This window comes from Nocardioides sp. Root190 (assembly GCF_001428565.1).
Classification (GTDB): Bacteria; Actinomycetota; Actinomycetes; order Propionibacteriales; family Nocardioidaceae; genus Nocardioides.
The window spans coordinates 383,448-402,631 of record NZ_LMIA01000001.1 but is presented as its reverse complement, the minus strand read 5'-3'; the positions used below and the strand labels follow the sequence as shown (position 1 = coordinate 402,631).

At 71.2% G+C, this 19,184-nt stretch carries 18 protein-coding genes; 17 read left to right on the top strand and 1 reads right to left on the bottom strand.

What is annotated here, in order from left to right; all coding sequences use genetic code 11:
• Window positions 1-6: 6 nt before the first annotated feature.
• The 11 genes from ASE01_RS01910 to hemB all read left to right on the top strand — a co-directional run bounded on the left by ASE01_RS01910 (window position 7) and on the right by hemB (window position 11,598).
• Window positions 7-567, top strand: coding sequence for a hypothetical protein (locus ASE01_RS01910; RefSeq protein ID WP_056748239.1), 561 nt, complete (start codon window positions 7-9; stop codon window positions 565-567).
• On the top strand, window positions 564-2,045 hold the full coding sequence (locus tag ASE01_RS01905) for a hypothetical protein (protein ID WP_056748237.1): 1,482 nt from the start codon (window positions 564-566) through the stop codon (window positions 2,043-2,045). Before ASE01_RS01910 ends, ASE01_RS01905 begins: the two co-directional genes overlap by 4 nt.
• Before the next feature lie 10 nt (window positions 2,046-2,055).
• The gene (locus ASE01_RS01900) at window positions 2,056-3,099 is read left to right on the top strand and encodes a glycosyltransferase family 2 protein (RefSeq protein WP_082605720.1); all 1,044 of its coding nucleotides are present in this window, start codon (window positions 2,056-2,058) and stop codon (window positions 3,097-3,099) included.
• Complete coding sequence (locus ASE01_RS24900) at window positions 3,096-3,566, top strand: GtrA family protein (protein WP_268788646.1); 471 nt, start codon at window positions 3,096-3,098, stop codon at window positions 3,564-3,566. Before ASE01_RS01900 ends, ASE01_RS24900 begins: the two co-directional genes overlap by 4 nt.
• A 171-nt stretch (window positions 3,567-3,737) precedes the next feature.
• Entirely contained in the window at window positions 3,738-4,463 is a 726-nt protein-coding gene (locus tag ASE01_RS01890; RefSeq protein WP_056748233.1) for a redox-sensing transcriptional repressor Rex, read from the top strand.
• Window positions 4,464-4,539: 76 nt separating this feature from the next.
• Window positions 4,540-5,850 (top strand): glutamyl-tRNA reductase, encoded by a 1,311-nt coding sequence (locus ASE01_RS01885; protein ID WP_056748232.1) that lies wholly within the window; start codon window positions 4,540-4,542, stop codon window positions 5,848-5,850.
• Window positions 5,847-6,902 (top strand): hydroxymethylbilane synthase, encoded by a 1,056-nt coding sequence (hemC, locus tag ASE01_RS01880; RefSeq protein WP_056748229.1) that lies wholly within the window; start codon window positions 5,847-5,849, stop codon window positions 6,900-6,902. The genes ASE01_RS01885 and hemC overlap by 4 nt, the downstream gene beginning before the upstream one ends.
• Window positions 6,899-8,566 carry a uroporphyrinogen-III synthase gene (locus ASE01_RS01875; RefSeq protein ID WP_056748226.1) on the top strand — a complete coding sequence of 556 codons (1,668 nt, stop codon included), beginning with the start codon at window positions 6,899-6,901 and terminating at the stop codon, window positions 8,564-8,566. The genes hemC and ASE01_RS01875 overlap by 4 nt, the downstream gene beginning before the upstream one ends.
• 136 nt (window positions 8,567-8,702) lie before the next feature.
• Complete coding sequence (locus ASE01_RS01870) at window positions 8,703-9,224, top strand: SigE family RNA polymerase sigma factor (RefSeq protein WP_056748225.1); 522 nt, start codon at window positions 8,703-8,705, stop codon at window positions 9,222-9,224.
• Window positions 9,218-10,570: a hypothetical protein gene (locus ASE01_RS01865; RefSeq protein ID WP_056748223.1), complete on the top strand. Its 1,353-nt coding sequence runs from the start codon at window positions 9,218-9,220 to the stop codon at window positions 10,568-10,570. The genes ASE01_RS01870 and ASE01_RS01865 overlap by 7 nt, the downstream gene beginning before the upstream one ends.
• A 35-nt stretch (window positions 10,571-10,605) precedes the next feature.
• The gene (gene hemB / locus ASE01_RS01860) at window positions 10,606-11,598 is read left to right on the top strand and encodes a porphobilinogen synthase (RefSeq protein WP_056748574.1); all 993 of its coding nucleotides are present in this window, start codon (window positions 10,606-10,608) and stop codon (window positions 11,596-11,598) included.
• Window positions 11,599-11,698: 100 nt separating this feature from the next.
• Here hemB and ASE01_RS01855 read toward each other — a convergent pair whose 3' ends face one another.
• The gene (locus ASE01_RS01855) at window positions 11,699-12,934 is read right to left on the bottom strand and encodes a lytic transglycosylase domain-containing protein (RefSeq protein WP_056748221.1); all 1,236 of its coding nucleotides are present in this window, start codon (window positions 12,932-12,934) and stop codon (window positions 11,699-11,701) included.
• A gap of 301 nt (window positions 12,935-13,235) precedes the next feature.
• Here ASE01_RS01855 and hemL point away from each other — a divergent pair, with 301 nt between their 5' ends.
• From hemL to ccsB, 6 genes are read left to right on the top strand one after another with little or no spacing between them, the layout of a single operon-like run.
• On the top strand, window positions 13,236-14,570 hold the full coding sequence (gene hemL / locus ASE01_RS01850; protein ID WP_235535826.1) for a glutamate-1-semialdehyde 2,1-aminomutase: 1,335 nt from the start codon (window positions 13,236-13,238) through the stop codon (window positions 14,568-14,570).
• Window positions 14,567-15,262: a histidine phosphatase family protein gene (locus ASE01_RS01845; protein ID WP_056748218.1), complete on the top strand. Its 696-nt coding sequence runs from the start codon at window positions 14,567-14,569 to the stop codon at window positions 15,260-15,262. Before hemL ends, ASE01_RS01845 begins: the two co-directional genes overlap by 4 nt.
• The gene (locus ASE01_RS01840; protein WP_056748215.1) at window positions 15,259-15,828 is read left to right on the top strand and encodes a TlpA disulfide reductase family protein; all 570 of its coding nucleotides are present in this window, start codon (window positions 15,259-15,261) and stop codon (window positions 15,826-15,828) included. Before ASE01_RS01845 ends, ASE01_RS01840 begins: the two co-directional genes overlap by 4 nt.
• Window positions 15,828-16,592: a cytochrome c biogenesis CcdA family protein gene (locus tag ASE01_RS01835; RefSeq protein ID WP_056748213.1), complete on the top strand. Its 765-nt coding sequence runs from the start codon at window positions 15,828-15,830 to the stop codon at window positions 16,590-16,592. Before ASE01_RS01840 ends, ASE01_RS01835 begins: the two co-directional genes overlap by 1 nt.
• A complete protein-coding gene (locus tag ASE01_RS01830) occupies window positions 16,589-18,169 on the top strand; it encodes a cytochrome c biogenesis protein ResB (protein WP_056748211.1) in 1,581 nt (526 codons plus the stop codon). Before ASE01_RS01835 ends, ASE01_RS01830 begins: the two co-directional genes overlap by 4 nt.
• Window positions 18,166-19,176 (top strand): c-type cytochrome biogenesis protein CcsB, encoded by a 1,011-nt coding sequence (gene ccsB / locus ASE01_RS01825; protein WP_056748209.1) that lies wholly within the window; start codon window positions 18,166-18,168, stop codon window positions 19,174-19,176. The genes ASE01_RS01830 and ccsB overlap by 4 nt, the downstream gene beginning before the upstream one ends.
• Window positions 19,177-19,184 lie beyond the last annotated feature (8 nt).

The following is a 19,184-nucleotide window of genomic DNA, read 5'->3' as shown; positions in this document are numbered from 1 at the left end:
CGGATCATGTCCTCGTTCGTCCGTTCGCGATCCACTCGGGTCGGCATCGCGGTGGGTGTCCTCGTGGTGCTCGCACTGCTGCTCCTGAGCCACTCGTTCGGCCGCGCGGTGCCCACGAACAACTACCGCCCGCTGCTCAGCCCGGCTGCCCTCGACAACGGCTGCTTCCCGCTGCCCGGCGACGCCAGCCTCGACGGGCTCGCCCACCAGGTCCGCTGGGACGGTGACGTGGAGACGTCCTCGGGCCCGCGCCGTGAGCTGCGCGGTCAGTACGACCTGGTCGGTCGCGACGAGGCGACGGAGCGCATCGTCGCCGCCTTCGTCGCGGTCGGCTTCCGCGAGGTGTCGCGCGAGGACGACGGCGACACGCTCGTGATCGAGCTGGCCGACGGGGACGCCCGGGTCGGGCTGCAGACCGCCGACCTGCCCGGCACCGACCAGGAGACGCTGGTGCGGGGCACCTTCGTGCTCGACCTCCCCGTCGTCGCGGCGACGAGCGACGACCCGCTGTGCAGCGACCCCAAGTCCACCAAGAGGTTCGCTCCCGGCCAGGAGCCGACGCGATGAACCTCCTCCGCCGGCTCCCGCCTGCCCCCGAGCTCCTCGGCTGGCTCGTCGTCGCGCACGTCGCGATGAAGATCGCGATCTTCCCGCTGGTGATGAACTCCCCGCCGCACGGGGACGAGCAGGCCTACCTCAACGGTGCGATGTCCCTGTCGAACACGGTGCGTGACCTCTTCGCCTTCACCTCGCCCGACGTCGCCGAGCTGGACCGCAACCTGGTCGCCTCCGGCTGGTTCATGCCGGGCATGTCGATCGTGGTCGCACCCCTCTATCTCCTCTTCCCCGACGCTGATCCGGCGCTGGTCCGCGGCTACCTCGGTCTGCTGACCCTGGCCCTCTTCGTCGTCGTCCTCCGGGCGGTGGCGCGCACCCTCGGACACCGGTGGGCCGTGGTGGTGGCGCTCTTCCCGGGCCTGGTCCCGATGTGGGTGTTCTTCACGTACGGCGCCTGGGGCGACCTCAGCGCCGGGCTGGTGCTCCTGCTGGTCGTGCTGAGGCTCGTCGAGCTGGTCCGTGGGTTGCGCCGGGGCGAGGCGCCGACCCTGCGCGACGGCATCGTGCTGGGCCTGCTGTCCGTGGTCACCCTCTACCTGCGCTCCAGCACCTCGATCCTGCTGGCCGGGCTGGGTGTGGCCACGCTGGTCGCGACGATCGTGATGCTGCGCGGCCGGACCCGGCTCCGCGCCGTCACGGCCGCCGGGCTCGCCGGGGCCTGCTTCGTGGCGTTGCTCGCCCCCTGGTCGGCGTACGCCTCGGAGGTGCTCGGCGCCCGCGTGATCACCACGACGACGGTGGCCACGGTCAAGGCCAACACCTTCGGCGACCGCGAACAGGTCTGCTTCGGCACCTGCGACCCGGACAGCACGCTGTGGTTCCGGCCACTGCGCTACGCCCGCGAGGTGGCGCGCGAGACGGGCACCAGCGAGGTCGAGGTGCTGCAGGAGATGTCCAGCCACGCGCTGCGCGACCTGACCCTCGGCGACTACCTCGACCAGGTCGACCACAACCTCGCGGCGTACGCGCTCCAGCCGGCTGTCTTCGTCGCCCACGTCGAGCCGCCGGAAGGCCGCGGAGCCCTCGGGTCCGTGGGGGGCTGGACCGTGGTGGGAACGACGTGGTTGCTCTACTTCCCGGCCCTGCTGCTGGTCGTGGCGTCGTTGGTGAGCGTCGCCCGCCGCAGCCTCGAGGCGCGGCTGCTCGACGTGGTGATCAAGCTCTGCCTCGGGGGACTGCTGGTCCAGCCGTTCGTGCACGTCGCCGGTGGCCGCTACTGGACGACCGCGGCGCCCTTCTTCGGGATCGCCGCCGCGATGTTCCTGTGGGAGCGGCTGATCGCCGCGGGCCGGGTGCCGAGTCCCGCCGACGGGGTGTCGGGCCCGTCCGACGAGGTCGTCGTGCGCTGGCTGGGCCGCTCGCAGGTGTTGCTCGCGGGGGCGACGGCAGCGGTGGTTGTCGTACTGGCCGCAGCACTCGTGTTCTAGGGTCGCACCCATGGAAGAACGCTCGTCCGGTCGCCGCCGGATCGCCTACGTCCTCCCCGTCTACAACGAGGAGGAGAACATCGGCGTCTTCCACGCCGCCCTGGTGGCGGCGACCGACCAGCGACCGGACCTCGCGTTCGAGTTCGTGTACGTCGACGACGGAAGTCGTGATTCGTCCCTCGAGCGCCTGATCGAGCTCCGCGCCCAGGACCCGCGGGTGAGCGTCCTGCAGTTCTCCCGCAACTTCGGTCACCAGCTCGCCGTCACCGCCGGCCTCGACCTCGTCGCCGAGACCCGGACCGCGGATGCCGTGATCGTGCTCGACACCGACCTGCAGGACCCGCCCCGGGTGAGCATCGAGATGATCGAGCGCTGGGAGGCCGGCGTCGAGGTCGTCTACGCCCAGCGGCGCACCCGCAAGGACACCCCCTTCAAGCGGGCCACCGCCTGGGGCTTCTACTGGGCGCTGGACCGGCTCGCCTCCATCGAGATCCCGCGCAACGTGGGTGACTTCCGCCTGATGGACGCCAAGGTCGTCGCCGAGATCTCCCGCTACCGCGAGCACGACCGCTTCCTGCGCGGGATCGTCGCGCACGTCGGCTTCCGCCAGGAGGCACTGCTCTTCGACCGCGACGAGCGGTTCGCGGGGGAGACCGGCTACCCGCTGAAGAAGATGCTGAGCTTCGCCGCCAGCGGCATCCTCGGCTTCTCGACCACGCCGCTGAAGATGATCTCGCGGCTCGGCTACGCGATCTCCCTCCTCGCCGTGCTGCTCGCGCTCTACGTCCTGTGCATCCGCATCTTCCGGCCGGACGAGTCGGTGCCCGGGTGGGCCTTCCTCGGCGTCGGCATGTTCATGCTCAGCGGGATCCAGCTGGTCATGATGGGCGTGATCGGCAGCTACCTCGGCCGGGTGTACGTCGAGTCGCAGGACCGTCCGCTCTACACGCTGGCGATGGTCGCGCGCGAGCCCGACGCGGACGGCCACTACCGCGGGCCGGAGCGCCGTCGCCACCGCGACGTCGCCGGCCTGGCGCCGGGGGCCGAGTCCTGAGCCATCGCGCCACCGCCCTGCGCTTCGGTGCGGTCGGACTCTGCAACACCGCGATCGATGCCGTGCTGTTCGTGCTGCTGCACGACCACCTCGGCATCACCGTCGCGAACTTCGTCTCCAGCAGTGCCGGGATGGTGTTCAGCTTCGTCGTCAACGGACTCTTCACGTTCAGGGCCGACAGGCTGACCCTGCGTCACGCCGCGCTCTTCGTGGCGACCACCGGCGCGGTGATGTGGGTCGCCCAGCCGTTGCTGATCCACGCGTGGCTGTGGGTGCTGGAGCAGGGACCGGACGTCACCCTCGCCTCGATGGGCGCGGGCGACGTACGCATCTGGGGCGCCAAGCTGGCCTCCATCGCGTGCTGCCTGGTGCTCAACTTCGCGGCCTACCGTTTCGTGGTGTGGCCGCACCGTCCCGACCTGGCTGAGGAGCGAGGTCCGGTCCCCGCAGGCGGGGAGAGCGAGTAGCTCCGAGACCGGGCGGGGACGTCGCCACCCGCGTGTCGAGTTCGCGAGTGCTGCCGATCGGAGGGGCCCGAGGGCGGTCTGGCGAGGCACATTTCGGCGCCTTTCTCCAATTTGGTTCTCACATTCACAAACTCCTACAGTGATCGAGCCGCACCCCCACCGAACGGGCGGATGCGGCTGGAAAGTGGAGCTGTGAGCGCACGGAGTTCGACGGATGCCAGCCGGGTCATTCCGGAGGCCACGGTCGCCCGCCTGCCTGTCTACTTGCGGGCACTGACGGCGTTGGCCGACAGCGGCATCCGCACCTGTTCGAGCGAGGACCTCGCGTCCGCCGCTGGGGTCAACAGCGCCAAATTGCGCAAGGACCTGTCCTACCTCGGCAGCTACGGCACCCGCGGTGTCGGCTACGACGTCGACTACCTCCGCTACCAGATCGCCCGCGAGATCGGCGTCACCCAGGACTGGCCCGTCGTGATCGTCGGGATCGGCAACCTCGGGCACGCGCTCGCGAACTTCTCCGGCTTCCGCAGCCGCGGCTTCCGGATCGTCGCCCTGCTCGACGCGGACCCGGAGCTGGTCGGCCAGACCGTCGCCGGGGTCCAGGTCCAGCCCTTCGACGCGCTGGAGGAGACCGTCCGCACCCACGACGTCGCCATCGGCGTCATCGCGACCCCCGCCGTCGCGGCCCAGGACGTCGCCGACCGGATGGTCGCGATCGGCATCACGAGCATCCTCAACTTCGCCCCGTCCGTGCTGGCGGTGCCCGAGGGCGTCGACGTGCGTAAGGTCGACCTGTCGATCGAGCTGCAGATCCTCGCCTACCACGAGCAGCGCAAGGCCAACGACGCCGTGGCCGCTGCCGCCGTACCCGTGACCGTCGACGGAGGTGCCTCATGAGCGAGCGGAGCGAGCTCATCGTCCAGAACAGCGCGGGCGTGACCTCATCGGCGCCCGGAGCGAAGCGAGGACGCCGATGAGCGTCCTGGTGGTCGGGATCTCCCACAACTCCGCGCCGATGTCGCTGCTGGAGAAGGTCGCCCTCGACGAGGACGGCGTCCACAAGCTCGTCGCCGACGCCGCCTCGTGCGAGCACGTCACCGAGGCGACCGTGATCGCGACCTGCAACCGGCTCGAGATCTACACCGAGGTCGAGCGTTTCCACGGCAGCATCGAGCAGATCTCGCGGCTCCTCGTCGAGCGCGCCGGCGCCTCGACCGAGTCGATGCTCCCGCACCTCTATGTCCACTACGACGACGGCGCGATCTCGCACCTCTTCCAGGTCGCCGCAGGTCTGGACTCGATGGCGGTCGGGGAGGGCCAGATCCTCGGCCAGACCCGCGAGGCCCTGCGCCGCGGCCAGGAGCTCGGCACCGTCGGGCCCGCCCTGAACCTCCTCTTCCAGCAGGCGCTCCGGGTCGGCAAGCGCACCCGCGCCGAGACCGACATCGACCAGGTCGCACCCAGCCTGGTCAGCGCCGCGCTCGAGGAGACCGCCAAGGTGGTCGGACCGGTCGAGGGCAAGTACGTCGTCGTCGTCGGTGCCGGTGCGATGGCCGGTCTCGCGACGGCGACCGCCGCCCGTCTCGGCGCCGGACACCTGAGTGTCGTCAACCGCTCGGCCGACCGCGGAGAGCGGCTCGCCGCGCAGTACTCCGCCCACGCCTCGCCCCTCGAGGACCTCGGTGCAGAGCTCGCTCGCGCCGACGTCGTCATCTCCTGCACCGGTTCGGCCGGATCGATCATCGATGCTGCCCAGCTCACCGCCGCGCGCTCCGATCTCGGTGACCGGCCGCTCGCGCTGATCGACCTGGCGCTGCCGCACGACATCGACCGCGGCGTCCGCGACCTGCCGGGCGTGACTCTCGTCGGGCTCGCCGAGCTGGCCGAGGTGCTGCAGGACAGCGCCACCGGCCAGGAAGTGCTCGAGGTCCGCCGGATCCTCGGCGAGGAGGTCACCGCCTTCCTCGCTGCCCGTCGCCAGGCCAGTGTCACGCCGACCGTGGTCGCCCTGCGCTCGATGGCCACCGCCGTGGTGGACGCCGAGATGGAGCGTCTCGAGAGCCGCCTGCCCGACCTCGACGCCTTCAGCCGCGCCGAGATCCGTCACGCCGTGCGCCGCGTCGCCGACAAGCTGCTCCACGAGCCGACCGTCCGGGTCAAGGAGCTCGCCAACGAGCAGGGCGCCGTGTCCTACGCCGCTGCGCTCGCCGAGCTCTTCGCGCTCGACCCCGAGGCCGTGGACGCCGTCACGCGTCCGATCGGCGTCGAGGAGGCGGGAGCATGACCACCTCGCCCGCAGTCCGCCAGATCCGCGTCGGTACCCGTCGCAGCGCCCTGGCCACGACCCAGTCGGGTCACGTCGCCGATGCGCTGAGCGCGGCCACCGGCGTCAGCACCATGCTGGTCGAGATCACGACCGACGGCGACCGCAGCCAGGCCGCCGGCACCTCCCTCGTCGGGGCTCCGTCGACCGGTGTCTTCGTCAGCGCCCTGCGTGACGCGCTGGTCGCCGGCGAGGTCGACGTGGCCGTGCACTCGCTCAAGGACCTCCCGACCTACCCGACCCCGGGGATCACCCTCGCCGCCGTACCCCTGCGTGAGGACCCGCGCGACGTGGTCGTGGCACGCGACGGTCTCACCCTCGGCGAGCTGCCGCCGGGCAGCCGGCTCGGCACCGGCTCCCCCCGTCGCGTCGCGCAGATCGAGGCGCTCGGTCTCGGCGTCGAGGTCAGCGGGGTCCGCGGCAACGTCGACACCCGCATCGGCAAGGTCCGCGACGGGGAGTACGACGCCGTCGTCCTCGCCCGCGCCGGACTGGCCCGCCTCGGTCGACTGGACGAGGTCACCGAGGTGCTCGACCCGCTCCAGATGCTGCCGGCCCCCGGCCAGGGCGCACTGGCGGTGGAGTGCCGCAGCGACGACACCGAGATGCTCACCCTGCTGGCCAGCCTGGACGACGCCGGCACCCGTGCCGCCGTGGTCGCCGAGCGCACCGCGATGGCCGTGCTCGAGGGCGGCTGCGCGGCTCCGGTCGGTGCGCTGGCCGAGCTCGCGGAGGGCGAGGACGGCCCCGAGATCTGGCTGCGCGCGGTGGTCCTGTCCACCGACGGAGTGCTGTCGGTGCGCCGGTCCGCCTCCGCCCCACTGGGCGAGGACCCGGCCACCTGGCCCGCCGCGGCCGAGTCACTGGGAGGCGCCCTCGCCGCCGAGATGCTCGATGACGGCGCTGCCGACCTGATGCGAGAACCACCTGTTTCCCCGTCGTCCCCGCCACCAGCTCCCGGCGGTACGACCTCCCACCCATCCGCACGATCTGCAGAGGTGCACAACGCATGACGCGAGCCACGACGGTCAAGAAGACCGCACCGACTCCCGCCACCCCGGCCGCCACGCATGGCGGTGGTGTCGCCTTCGTCGGCACCGGGCCCGGTGACCCCGACCTCCTGACAGTTCGCGCCGTGAGACTGATCGAGGACGCCGACGTCGTGATCACCGAGGACCCCGGTCACGCCGACCTGGTCCTGGCGGTCCGCTCCCGCGCAGTCGTCACCGGCGAGGAGACCTCCGCCGAGGTGGAGTTCATCGACGGCGGCTTCGGCGAGGACGGCCAGCCGCTGACCCACGCCGCCCGCGCGAAGGTCGTCGTCAAGCAGGCCAAGCGCGGCCTGCGGATCGTTCGGCTGCTCGGCGGGGACCCGTTCCTCTACGCCTCCGGACCCGAGGAGGCCCAGGCGGTCGCCAAGGCCGGTCTGGCCTTCGAGGTCGTCCCCGGCGTCTCCTCCGTGGGCGCGGTCCCGGCGTACGCCGGCATCCCGCTGACCACCAAGGACCACCGTGAGGTGGCCGTGGTGACCTGCGGCGAGAAGGTCGACTGGACCCGTTACCGCGACACCCCGACCCTGGTGCTGCTCTCGGCCGTCGGCCAGATCGGCGAGGTCGCCAAGCAGCTCATCGCACTCGGCCGCTCGCCGCAGACCCCGGTCGCGATGACCCGGGTCGGCACGACGACCGAGCAGCAGACGATCACCTCCACGCTCGAGCGGATCGCCGCCGACGCCCGGGCCGCGCGGATGTCTCCGCCGGCCATCACGGTCATCGGTGCCGTCGTCGACCTGCGCGAGAAGCTGTCGTGGTTCGAGACCAAGCCGCTGTTCGGCTGGCGCGTGCTGGTGCCCCGCACCAAGGAGCAGTCGGCGTCGCTGTCCAACCGCCTGCGCGAGTTCGGAGGCGTGCCCGAGGAGGTCCCGACCATCTCGGTCGAGCCGCCGCGCAACCCGCAGCAGATGGACAAGGCCGTCCGCGGTCTCGTCGAGGGTCGCTACGAGTGGATCGCGTTCACCTCGGTCAACGCCGTCAAGGCAGTGCGCGAGAAGTTCGAGGAGTACGGCCTCGACGCCCGTGCCTTCTCCGGTCTCAAGATCGCTGCGGTCGGCGACAAGACCGCTCAGGCGATCGGCGCCTGGGGCCTGCGCGCCGACCTGGTGCCCTCCGGCGAGCAGTCCGCTGCCGGTCTCCTGGCCGACTGGCCCGAGTACGACGAGCAGCTCGACCCGATCAACCGGGTCTTCCTGCCGCGTGCCGACATCGCGACCGAGAACCTCGTCGCGGGCCTGATCGACCTCGGCTGGGAGTGCGACGACGTCACGGCGTACCGCACCGTCCGGGCCGCCCCGCCGCCGGCGCCGACCCGCGACGCGATCAAGACGGGCAAGTTCGACGCGGTGGTCTTCACCTCGTCCTCGACCGTGCGCAACCTGGTCGGCATCGCCGGCAAGCCGCACCCGTCGACGATCATCGCGGTGATCGGTCCCGCCACGGCCAAGACCGCCGAGGAGCACGGGCTGCGCGTCGACGTGCTCGCGCCGCAGCCCGATGTGGACCTGCTGGTCGAGGCGCTCGCCGGCTTCGGTGCCGCCCGACGTGCCGAGATGCTCGAGAACGGCGACCCGGTCACCAAGCCGAGCGACCGCAAGCCCTCCGCGAGGCGCCGCAAGGCCTGAGCCGCACCTGCTCGTGGTCGTGTGCCTGAGACCCCCGTGTCACGGGGTGTCAGGCACACGACTGTTTTTCCAGGAGTCCATCGTGCAACCTGTTGGTGTGGTCGATGCGTTCTCCGGGGCATGGAGCGAGTGAGCGATGCGTGACGAGGAGGAGTTCGTCGCGTTCGCGCAGGGTGCCCGTGCCCGGCTGCGTCGTACGGCCTATCTGATGTGCGGCGACTGGGAGCGGGCCTCGGACCACGTCCAGGAGGCGCTGATCCGGGTGTACGTCGCGTGGCCGCGCCTCGAGCGGGCCGGACGCGAGCATGCGTACGCCCGCCGGGCCGTGGTGAGCGTCGTGCTGGACCACGCCCGGCGCCGGTCGAGCAGCGAGGTGGTCCGTGAAGCGGACGCCGAGCGGCCCGCACCCGGTGACTTCGCCGAGCTGGTGACGGCCCGGGCGGCGCTGATGGAGGCGTTGGCCGACCTGCCGCCGAGGCAGCGTGCCTGCGTGGTGCTGAGGTACTTCGAGGACCTCAGCGTCGCCGACACGGCCGCGGCCCTCGGGTGCAGCCAGGGCACGGTCAAGAGCCAGACCGCGCGAGCCCTCGACACTCTCCGCTCCACATTCGACCACTCGCCGCTCGGCGAGCTGAGCCCCGGAGGCGGATCATGGTGAACGACGTACGCGAGCTGATGCACCAGGCGGTGGCCACACCGCCGGACGACCACACCGACCTCGGTGCCGTCCTGGCGGGAGGACGGCGAGCGGTGCGCCGCCGCCGACGCACGGTCGCTGTCGGGCTCGCCGCGGCGGTCGTCGTGACCGCGACCGCCGGCGCCCTCAGCCTGGGTGGGGGCGCCGATCCCGACCGCGTGGCGAGCACCGTCGTACCCCGCCCGGACGGACCCGTGGTGCGCCTGGGAGACGCCTCGACAGGAGTGGCCGGCACGGACTACGACGTCGTGTCGTCGTACGTCAACGAGGACCTCGACGCTGCCAACGGGCAGTACTACGACGGCGTCACCGAGGACGGCCTGATCCTGTTCCGCGACGGTCCCCAGGGGCCCGAGAACACCGTCCGCTACGCGCTGCTCGACCCCGAGACCGGGGACAAGGACTGGCTGCCCGCGATCGGCGCCACCGAGCAGGTCTGGCCGGTCGTCCTCGACGAGGACCGGCTGGCGCTGGCCTCCGTCGTGCCCGGCGCCAGCGCCGAGGACTTCGCCGGCCGGCTGCAGGTGCACGTCTTCGACCGCGCTGCCCGCACCTGGTCGACCCGCACCTGGTCGGCGCTGCCGGACGTCGACAACCCGTGGTCCGTGGAGCGGGGACCCGACGGTCGTCTGTACGTCGGCGTGCCCGGCACCCGCGGTGGCGCGGTCGCTGACGCCCGCCCGACCGGTCCCGACGGCGAGGTCGACGACGCCGGCGCCGAGGGGGACACCCACGACCTGTGGTCGGTCTCCCTGGACGACCCGTCCGACGTGCGCGACGAGCGGCTGCGCTTCGGCGAGGTGGCCTTCACCGACGACCTGATGGTCTGGAGCGCTGCCGCCAACGGCACCAACGAACGGATCCACGTCCGCGACCTCGCGACCGGCGCCGAGCGCGACTTCGACCCGCGCTCGGGGGAGCGGTGCAACCTGCTCGGCTTCGACGTGAGCGGTGAGCGGATCGTGCTGAGCCAGTACTGCGGCACCTACGACGACGGTCGTGACGACCGGATCCAGGTCCTCACCACCGACGGTGAGCCGGTCACCACGATCCAGGGTGACGGGATCGGTGGATCCGTCTCCGGCGACCTGGTGCAGGTCACGTCCTACGCCCGGGACCTGGCGGGCACCTTCGTCTACGAGCTCGGGACGGGTCGGTTCGTGCGGGTCACCGAGGCGACCTCCTCGTGGTCGCTCGGTGGACCGGTGCCGGACGGGATGCTGCTCTGGGACACCCCGGTCGGCACGGCGTCCGGACCCGAGGAGCCGATCCCGGGCGCGACCCAGTGGCTGGTGCGCTGGCGCTGAACCTGTGGTCTGACGGCGTGCGGGATGATGTCTCCATGAGCGAGATCCTCCGGCCCGTCGTCCGACCCCGTCGCCTGCGCACCAGTGCGGCGATACGGGACCTGGTCGCCGAGACGACGCTGCGGCCGCGCCAGCTGGTGCTCCCGGCGTTCGTGCGTGAGGGCGCCACCGAGCCCACCCCGATCAGCACCATGCCGGGCGTGGTCCAGCACAGCCGCGACTCCCTGCGCCGCGCCGCCACCGAGGCGGCCGAGGCCGGGGTGCGCGGGATCATGCTGTTCGGAGTGCCGGTGACCAAGGACCCGCTGGGCACCGGAGCCACCGACCCCGAGGGCATCTTGAACCTCGCGATCGCCGACGTGGTCGCCGAGGTCGGGGACGCGCTCGTGGTGATGGGCGACCTGTGCCTCGACGAGTTCACCGATCACGGGCACTGTGGCGTCCTGGACGAGCAGGGCCGGGTCGACAACGACGCCACCCTGCAGAGGTACGCCGACATGGCGGTCGTGCAGGCCGAGGCCGGCGTCCACCTGGTCGGCCCCAGCGGCATGATGGACGGCCAGGTCGCCGTCGTCCGGGACGCGCTCGACGAGGCCGGACACCTCGACGTCGGCATCCTTGCCTACTCCGCGAAGTACGCCTCGGCGTTCTACGGCCCGTTCCGCGAGGCCGTCGACTCCGCGCTCACCGGTGACCGCCGCACCTACCAGCAGGACGGGCGCAACGCGCGCGAGAGCGTGCGCGAGGTCCTGCTCGACATCGACGAGGGCGCCGACATCGTGATGGTGAAGCCCGCGCTCGCCTACCTCGACGTGCTGCGGCGCATCGCCGACGTCGCGGGCGAGGCTGGGGTCCCGGTCGCGGCGTACAACATCTCGGGGGAGTACGCCATGGTGGAGGCGGCGGCCGCCAACGGCTGGATCGACCGCGAGGCGGCGATCCTGGAGACCCTCACCTCCATCCACCGCGCCGGTGCCGACGTGATCCTGACCTACTGGGCCACCGAGGCCGCGGGGCTGCTGGACTGATCGGGCGCCGAGCCCGGCGCAGCCACGACCGCGGGGCGAAATGACGAGAGCCCCGGGGTCCTTGGGGGGAAGGATCCGGGGCTCTCGCGGTCGTGCTGGGTCACTTGTAGGAAGCGACGCACTCCTTGTTCGCGGTGAAGGCGTTGGGCTGGGTCAGCGACCACAGCGCGCACTTCAGCGTGACCTCGATCGGCTTGATCGCTCCGGCGAGGCCCTTGACGAGGGTGTCGACGGGGGCGATGCCGGTGATCGGCTCGTCGCTGTCCGGGTCGAGCGCGCCGCCGCCGGTCGTCAGACCACCGCCGGCCTTGCCCGGGGGCTTGGGCGTGGTGGGCGTGTCGCCACCACCGGTGCCGCCGTCGCCACCACCAGTGCCGCCGTCACCGCCACCGGTGCCGCCGCCGGTCGAGCCGCCGCCGTCGGTCGTGCCGCCGTCGGTGGAGCCACCGCCGCCGGAGCCGGGGCCCTTGGTGCCCTTCGGGCCCTTGACGTTGAAGCTCGGGGGCTCGGGAACGACGTAGCCCGCCGCGGTCGAGTTGTTCGGGACCGAGGTGAAGTCACCCTCGAGGTAGGCGTTCATGACCTTCAGGACCAGGTCGACGTAGGCGTCGCTGTGATTGTAGCGGAAGATCGCGCTGCGCTGGCCGGCCACCGCGGAGAGGTCGCCGTCGCCGGAGCAGAGGTAGACGGCCGCGGCGAGCGCGGCGTCGTCGATGTCCTGCGGGTTGCGGGCGGCGTCGTCGTCAGCGTCCACGCCGACGACCTGCCAGGTCGAGGGGATGAACTGCATCGGGCCGACCGCGCGGTCCCACTGGGTGTCGTTGTCGTAGACGCCGGCGTCGGTGTCGGAGATCGCCTTGGTGTTGTTGGTGCCGTCCAGCGCGATGCCGTAGATGCCGGGGGTCGCCACACCGTCGTCGTTGAGGACGTTGCCTCCGAAGCGACCGTGGTTGGACTCCACACGGCCGATCGCGGCGATGAGCTGCCAGGTGATGTTGCACGACTTGTCAGCGGAGTTGATGACCGTCTCGGCCCGCTGGTACGCCGCGAGGGCGGCCGCCGGGATCGCGTTGGTCGTGGCAGCGTTGACGATCGCCGCGTCGTTGCCGTCGGACAGGCCCTGCACGGTGGCGGGGTCCGACAGGCTGGCCGGGTCCTCGATGGACTCCTCGGGCACGCTCGTGCCGTCACTGACCTGCCCGGGGCCCTCGGCCGCGAGGACCGGAGCGGTGACGCCGCCGATGCCGGCGACCGATGCCGTCCAGGCAGCGGACAGCAGTGCGAGCGGAATGATGGTGGCGACGCGTTGCAGTCGCCCCAGACGCTTCCTCGACATGTCCTGTCTCTCTCCCCTGACCATCGCTGGCCGTATCACGTGGGCCGCTCCCTCTAAGCCCCCACAACCTGTTTGCCGAGCGCATTCGACCGACACAGGGAGTGCGGTCACTGAATGGCGCGACACCTGGTGAACGAATCGTGACACACCGACGTTACGGGTGTCACATGTTCCCGCTCACAATGCGGGCGCCGTGATATGTGCACTCGAGCCATTCCGCGGACCGGGCCGCACGCTCCGCGCCGGGGTCGACGGCCACCGCGATGCGGACCGCTCAGGGGGGATCGGTGACAATGGCGCGGTGCCTGAACTCGTGACCAATGGCCCGACCAGCGGATCCGACACGCTGTTCGCCCGGGCTCGTGCCGTGACGCCGGGCGGGGTCAACTCCCCGGTCCGGGCCTTCAACGCCGTCGGCGGGACGCCGCGGTTCATCCGCTCCGCCTCCGGGCCGTGGCTCACCGACGTCGACGGCAACTCCTACGTCGACCTGATCTGCTCCTGGGGCCCGATGCTGCTCGGCCACGGGCACCCGGCCGTGGTCGAGGCGATCACCGAGGCCGTGTCGCGCGGGACGTCGTACGGCACGCCCACGGAGGGGGAGGTCGCGCTCGTCGAGGCGATCGTGGCCCGCACGCCCGTCGAGCGCCTCCGCCTGGTCTCCTCGGGCACCGAGGCGACCATGTCGGCGATCCGGCTCGCGCGCGGCTTCACCGGCCGCGACGTGGTCGTGAAGTTCGCCGGGTGCTACCACGGCCACGTCGACTCGCTGCTCGCTGCGGCGGGCTCGGGGCTGACCACCTTCTCCATCCCGGGCACGCCGGGCGTCCCCGCCAGCTCGACCGAGCTCACGGTGGTCCTCCCCTACAACGACCGGGCCGCCGTCACCGCTGCCTTCGCCGAGTACGGCGACCGGATCGCCTGCCTGATCACGGAGGCTGCGCCCGGCAACATGGGCGTGGTCCCGCCGGCGCCGGGGTTCAACCAGTTCCTCTCCGAGACCTGCACCGCCAACGGCGCCCTGTTCATCAGTGACGAGGTGATGACCGGCTTCCGGGTCTCGGCCTCCGGCCAGTGGGGCACCGACGGCGCCGTCGAGGGCTGGGTGCCCGACCTGGTCACCTTCGGCAAGGTCATGGGCGGCGGCCTGCCCGCAGCCGCGTTCGGCGGTCGCGCCGACGTGATGGCCCACCTCGCTCCCGAGGGCCCCGTCTACCAGGCCGGCACCCTGTCGGGGAACCCGGTCGCGACGGCCGCCGGCCTCGCCACGCTCACCGCGGCGACCGACGAGGTCTACGCGCGCCTGGACGTCGTCGCCGACGCGCTGCGCGCCGGGGTGAACGAGACGTTCACCGCCGCGGGCGTCCCGTTCGTCATCCAGTCCACCGGCTCGATGTTCTCGGTGTTCCTCACCGAGGACCCCGTGAGCAACTACGCCGAGGCGCAGCGGACCGACGTGGCGGCGTACGCCGCGTTCTTCCACTCGATGCTCGACCAGGGCGTCCACCTGCCGCCGTCGGCGTACGAGTCGTGGTTCGTCTCGTCCTCGCACGACGACCGTGCGGTCCAGCACGTCCTCGACGCCCTTCCCGCCGCCGCGGCTGCCGCCGCGGCCGTCCCCGGAGCCACGTCATGACCACCCCTGACACGATCGTCCACCTGGTTCGCCACGGCGAGGTCCACAACCCCGGTGGTGTCCTCTACGGCCGCCGCGACGGCTTCCACCTCTCCGTGCGCGGTCGCGCGATGGCCGACCGCATCGGCGAGGCCCTCGGCGGCAACGACATCACCCTGATCCGCTCCTCGCCCCTCGAGCGCGCCCAGGAGACGGCGGCCCCGCTCGCCGCCGCGCTCGGCCTCGAGGTCGGCGTGGAGCCGCGGGTGCTCGAGTCGGAGAACCGGTTCGAGGGCTTCACCTTCGGCAAGGGCAACAACGCGCTGCGCAACCCGCTGCTGTGGCGCCACCTCTACAACCCCTTCCGGCCGTCCTGGGGTGAGCCGTACAAGGTGATCGTCGAGCGGATGATGGCGGCGGTGCACGACGCCCGTCGCGACGCCGCCGGCCACGAGGCGGTGCTGGTCTCCCACCAGCTGCCGATCTGGACCACGCGGCTGGCCGCGGAGAAGCGCTCGTTCCTCCACGACCCGCGCAAGCGCCAGTGCACGCTCTGCTCGATCACGTCGTTCGGCTTCTCCGGCGAGGACCTCGTCGAGATCTCCTACGCGGAGCCGGCGATCGACCTGATCCCGACCGGCGACATCGCCGCACCGTTCTCGGCGGGCGACGCCCCCGAGGAGAACAAGCCGGAGGGGACACCTCCGGCATGATCCGTGGTGCTCGCGCGGGCGCCGTGGCGCTCGTCCTCCTGCTGATGACGGCCTGCTCCGACATCGGCGGGACCGGAGACCTCGAGTACGTCTCCGGCGACGGCCAGGTCCTCGAGATCGCCCTCGACAAGCGCGAGTCGGCCGTCGACGTCAGCGGCGACACGGTGCAGGGCGAGCCGCTCGACGTCGCCGACCTGCGCGGCCAGGTCGTGGTGATCAACGTCTGGTGGTCCGGGTGCGGACCCTGTCGCACCGAGATGCCGATGCTGGTCGAGGCCGAGGCGTCGTACGACGGCCAGGACGTCGCCTTCGTCGGCATCAACATCCGCGACCTCGCCCCGGAGAACGCCGCCGCCTTCGAGAAGGACCGCGGCGTCGACTACCCCTCGCTCTACGACCCGGGCAGCGAGACGCTGCTCGGCATGGGCAGCTACGCGCCGTACTCCCCGCCCGCCACGCTGGTGCTCGACAGGAAGGGCCGGGTCGCTGCGCTGATCAACGGCCCGATCCCGTCGAAGAGCACGCTGACCACGCTCGTCGACGACACCCTGGCCGAGGACGGCTGATGGGCGAGTGGTTCCAGGAGCAGGCCGCGGCCGGCTCGCTCGGACTGGCAGTGCCCGTCGCGGCGATCGCCGGGCTGGTGTCCTTCTTCTCGCCGTGCGTGCTGCCGCTGCTGCCCGGCTACCTCTCCTACGCGACCGGGCTCTCCGGGGCCGACCTCGCGGCCGGTGAGGCGAGCAACCGCCGCGGCCGGATGCTGCTCGGCTCCGTGCTGTTCGTGCTCGGCTTCGCGGTGGTGTTCGTCTTCTACGGCACCGCCTTCGGCTCGATCGGGCAGCCGCTGCGCCGCTGGCAGGACGAGCTGCAGCTCGTCCTCGGCGGACTCCTCATCGTGCTCGGCCTGGTCTTCGCCGGCGTGCTGGGCCTGTTCCAGCGCGACCTGCGCATCCACAAGGTGCCCGCGGTGGGACTGGGGGCGGCGCCCTTCATCGGTGCGCTGTTCGCGATCGGCTGGACCCCGTGCGTCGGTCCGACCTTCGGCGTGATCCTCAATCTGACCTTCGCGGACGGCGCCACCGCGGCGCGGGGCGGCCTGCTCGCGCTCTGCTACGCCCTCGGGCTCGGCATCCCGTTCATCATCGTGGCGCTCGCCTACAACCGCCTGTCCCACGCGCTGGGCTGGGTACGCCGTCACCAGCTCGCCGTCATGCGGGTCGGGGGTGCCTTCATGGTCGTCCTCGGGGTGCTGATGTTCACCGGCTACTGGGACCACGTCGTGCAGTGGGCCCAGCTGCGCACCGCCGACTTCGGGGAGACGATCCTGTGAGCAGGCCCCGGGACCCCGACGATGCCGGTCGGGCACGCCGCTCCGGCGAGCTGAACGCCCGCGAGCTCGGCCGGTGGACCTGGCGCCAGATCACCTCGATGCGCACGGCCCTGATGCTGCTCCTCCTGCTGGCCCTCGCCGCGATCCCCGGCTCGGTCATCCCACAGGCCGACGTCGACTCCCTCGCCGTCACGCGGTGGAAGAACGAGCACCCCAAGCTGACGCCGTACTACGAGAAGCTCGACCTCTTCTCCGTCTACAGCTCGCCGTGGTTCTCCGCGATCTACCTGCTCCTGGTCATCTCGCTCGTCGGCTGCATCATCCCGCGCCTCTTCGTCTACTACCGCGCTCTGCGGGCACAACCGCCCGTGGCCCCGCGTCACCTCACGCGGATGCCCGTCCACGCGTCGTACGACAGCGACCTGGGCCAGCAGCAGCTGCTGGAGCACGCCCGCGCGGTGCTCGGCCGTCGGCACCGCCTGCGTCCGGCGGCGGAGGGCGACGACTTCGTCAGCGCCGAACGCGGCTACATCCGCGAGGCCGGCAACCTGGTGTTCCACCTGTCGGTGCTGATCGTGCTGGCCGGTTTCGCCGTCGGCGGGCTCTGGGGCTATCAGGGCGGCGTGATCCTGGTGGAGGGCTCGACCTTCAGCAACAACCTGACGCAGTACGACGACTTCAACCCGGGCGGCCTGTTCCGTCAGCAGCAGATGCAGGACTTCCGGTTCACGGTCAACGAGTTCGACGCGGAATGGCTCGACGAGGGCCCGCGCGCCGGCCAGGCACGCAAGTTCGAGGCGCAGCTGAGCTATCAGCAGGGCAAGGACGGGAAGCGCAAGGACTACGACCTGCGGGTCAACCACCCGCTCGAGATCGACGGGACCGACGTCTTCCTGATCGGGCACGGCTATGCCCCTGTCGTCACCGTGCGCGACGGCACCGGCGACATCGTCTACACGGGACCGACGGTCTTCCTGCCCCAGGACGCGAGCTTCCTGTCCTTCGGTGTGATCAAGGCGCCGACCGCGAAGCCCGGACAGATCGCCCTCGAGGGCCTGTTCTACCCGACCTTCGACTTCGTCGACGGCAACCCCGTGACCGTCTTCGGCGACGACCGGCTGCCGACGCTGTCGATGCTCGCCTGGACCGGTGACCTGGGGCTCGACACGGGCCGCTCGCAGTCGGTCTACGTGCTCGACAAGACCAACGCGGAGCCGATCGAGGACGAGGACGGCAAGCCGCAGCGCGTCGACCTCCAGCTCGGCGACAAGGTGGAGCTGGAGAACGGGCTGGGCTCGGTCACCTTCGACCGGGTCGACCCGTGGATCCGGGTCCAGATCAGCCAGACCCCGGGCAAGGAGGTGGCCCTGATCGGCGTGGTCCTCGCGTTGATCGGACTGTGCGCCTCCCTGTTCATCCGTCCCCGCCGGGTGTGGGTGCGCGTGGTGCCCGGCACAATGGACGACGGCGGTGGTGGCAGCCGGGTCGAGGTCGCGGTCCTCGACCGGTCCGGCAACGGCGAGACCGACGAGGTCCTCGCCACCCTGCTCGACAAGCTCAAGGAGACAGCACAGTGACCGACGCCAATTGGGAGAGCCTCAGCAACCAGACGGTTGCGGTCGCCGGGCTCGTCTACTTCCTCGCACTGCTCGTCCACCTGGCCGAGTGGGCGTCCCTGCGCCAGCCGAAGGTGGACCGGGAGCTGGTGGCTGCGGGAGCCGCGTCCGCCCAGGATCCGTCGGCCGAGGAGCGGGTCTCGGAGCGAGGGGCGGAGCGGATCGCCTTCCTGGGTCGCCTCGGCATCCTGCTCACGCTCATCGCCGGCGCTGCGCACTTCGTCTCGCTCGTCGGGCGCGGCATGGCCGCGGACCCCAACCGGGTGCCCTGGGGCAACATGTACGAGTTCACGCTCTCCGGCACCTTCGTGGTCACGCTGCTCTACGTCGCGCTGTACCGGAAGTTCAACCTCAGCTGGATGGGTCCGATCGTCGTCGGGTTCGTCGTCACCGTCCTGATGGTCGCCGTGATCTGGCTGCACGACGAGGTCGCCCCGCTCTCGGAGTCGCTGAACTCGCCGTGGCTGGTCATCCACGTGGTCTCCGCCGTGATCGCCACCGGCACCTTCACCCTCGGTGGCATCGCCTCGGTCATGTACCTCGTCCGCGAGCGCTCCGAGCGCCGTGCCGCCGCCGCTGACCGTGACCTGGGCGGCTGGATCGCCCGCGTCCCGTCCCTGCCCGCCCTGGACCGGCTGGCCTACCGGGTCCACGCCTTCGCCTTCCCCGTGTGGACCTTCGCGGTACTCATCACCGGTCCGATCTGGGCGCACGAGGCCTGGTCGCGCTACTGGAACTGGGACCCCAAGGAGGTGTGGGCGTTCATCACCTGGGTCGTCTATGCCTGCTACCTCCACGCCCGCGCCACGGCCGGCTGGAAGGGCCGCCGGGCCGCGATGCTCGCGCTGGTCGGTGTGGCCACGCTGTGGTTCAACTTCATCGGGATCAACTACTTCTCGACGTCGAGCCAGCACTCGTACGCCGTCGAGCGGGTCGTCGACGGAGCGGTCGTCCACATCCGGATCTGACGCCCGTC

What these genes read in the sequence shown, in the direction of transcription:
- ASE01_RS01905 (WP_056748237.1), top strand. Translation starts at nt 564, where the DNA reads ATGAACCTCCTCCGCCGGCTCCCGCCTGCCCCCGAGCTCCTCGGCTGG.
- ASE01_RS01900 (WP_082605720.1), top strand. Translation starts at nt 2,056, where the DNA reads ATGGAAGAACGCTCGTCCGGTCGCCGCCGGATCGCCTACGTCCTCCCC.
- ASE01_RS01855 (WP_056748221.1), bottom strand. Translation starts at nt 12,934, where the DNA reads ATGTCGAGGAAGCGTCTGGGGCGACTGCAACGCGTCGCCACCATCATT.
- ASE01_RS01875 (WP_056748226.1), top strand. Translation starts at nt 6,899, where the DNA reads ATGACGCGAGCCACGACGGTCAAGAAGACCGCACCGACTCCCGCCACC.
- ASE01_RS01885 (WP_056748232.1), top strand. Translation starts at nt 4,540, where the DNA reads ATGAGCGTCCTGGTGGTCGGGATCTCCCACAACTCCGCGCCGATGTCG.
- ASE01_RS01870 (WP_056748225.1), top strand. Translation starts at nt 8,703, where the DNA reads ATGCGTGACGAGGAGGAGTTCGTCGCGTTCGCGCAGGGTGCCCGTGCC.
- hemB (WP_056748574.1), top strand. Translation starts at nt 10,606, where the DNA reads ATGAGCGAGATCCTCCGGCCCGTCGTCCGACCCCGTCGCCTGCGCACC.
- ASE01_RS01840 (WP_056748215.1), top strand. Translation starts at nt 15,259, where the DNA reads ATGATCCGTGGTGCTCGCGCGGGCGCCGTGGCGCTCGTCCTCCTGCTG.
- ASE01_RS01890 (WP_056748233.1), top strand. Translation starts at nt 3,738, where the DNA reads ATGCGGCTGGAAAGTGGAGCTGTGAGCGCACGGAGTTCGACGGATGCC.
- ASE01_RS01845 (WP_056748218.1), top strand. Translation starts at nt 14,567, where the DNA reads ATGACCACCCCTGACACGATCGTCCACCTGGTTCGCCACGGCGAGGTC.
- ASE01_RS01865 (WP_056748223.1), top strand. Translation starts at nt 9,218, where the DNA reads ATGGTGAACGACGTACGCGAGCTGATGCACCAGGCGGTGGCCACACCG.
- ASE01_RS01910 (WP_056748239.1), top strand. Translation starts at nt 7, where the DNA reads ATGTCCTCGTTCGTCCGTTCGCGATCCACTCGGGTCGGCATCGCGGTG.
- hemC (WP_056748229.1), top strand. Translation starts at nt 5,847, where the DNA reads ATGACCACCTCGCCCGCAGTCCGCCAGATCCGCGTCGGTACCCGTCGC.
- ASE01_RS01835 (WP_056748213.1), top strand. Translation starts at nt 15,828, where the DNA reads ATGGGCGAGTGGTTCCAGGAGCAGGCCGCGGCCGGCTCGCTCGGACTG.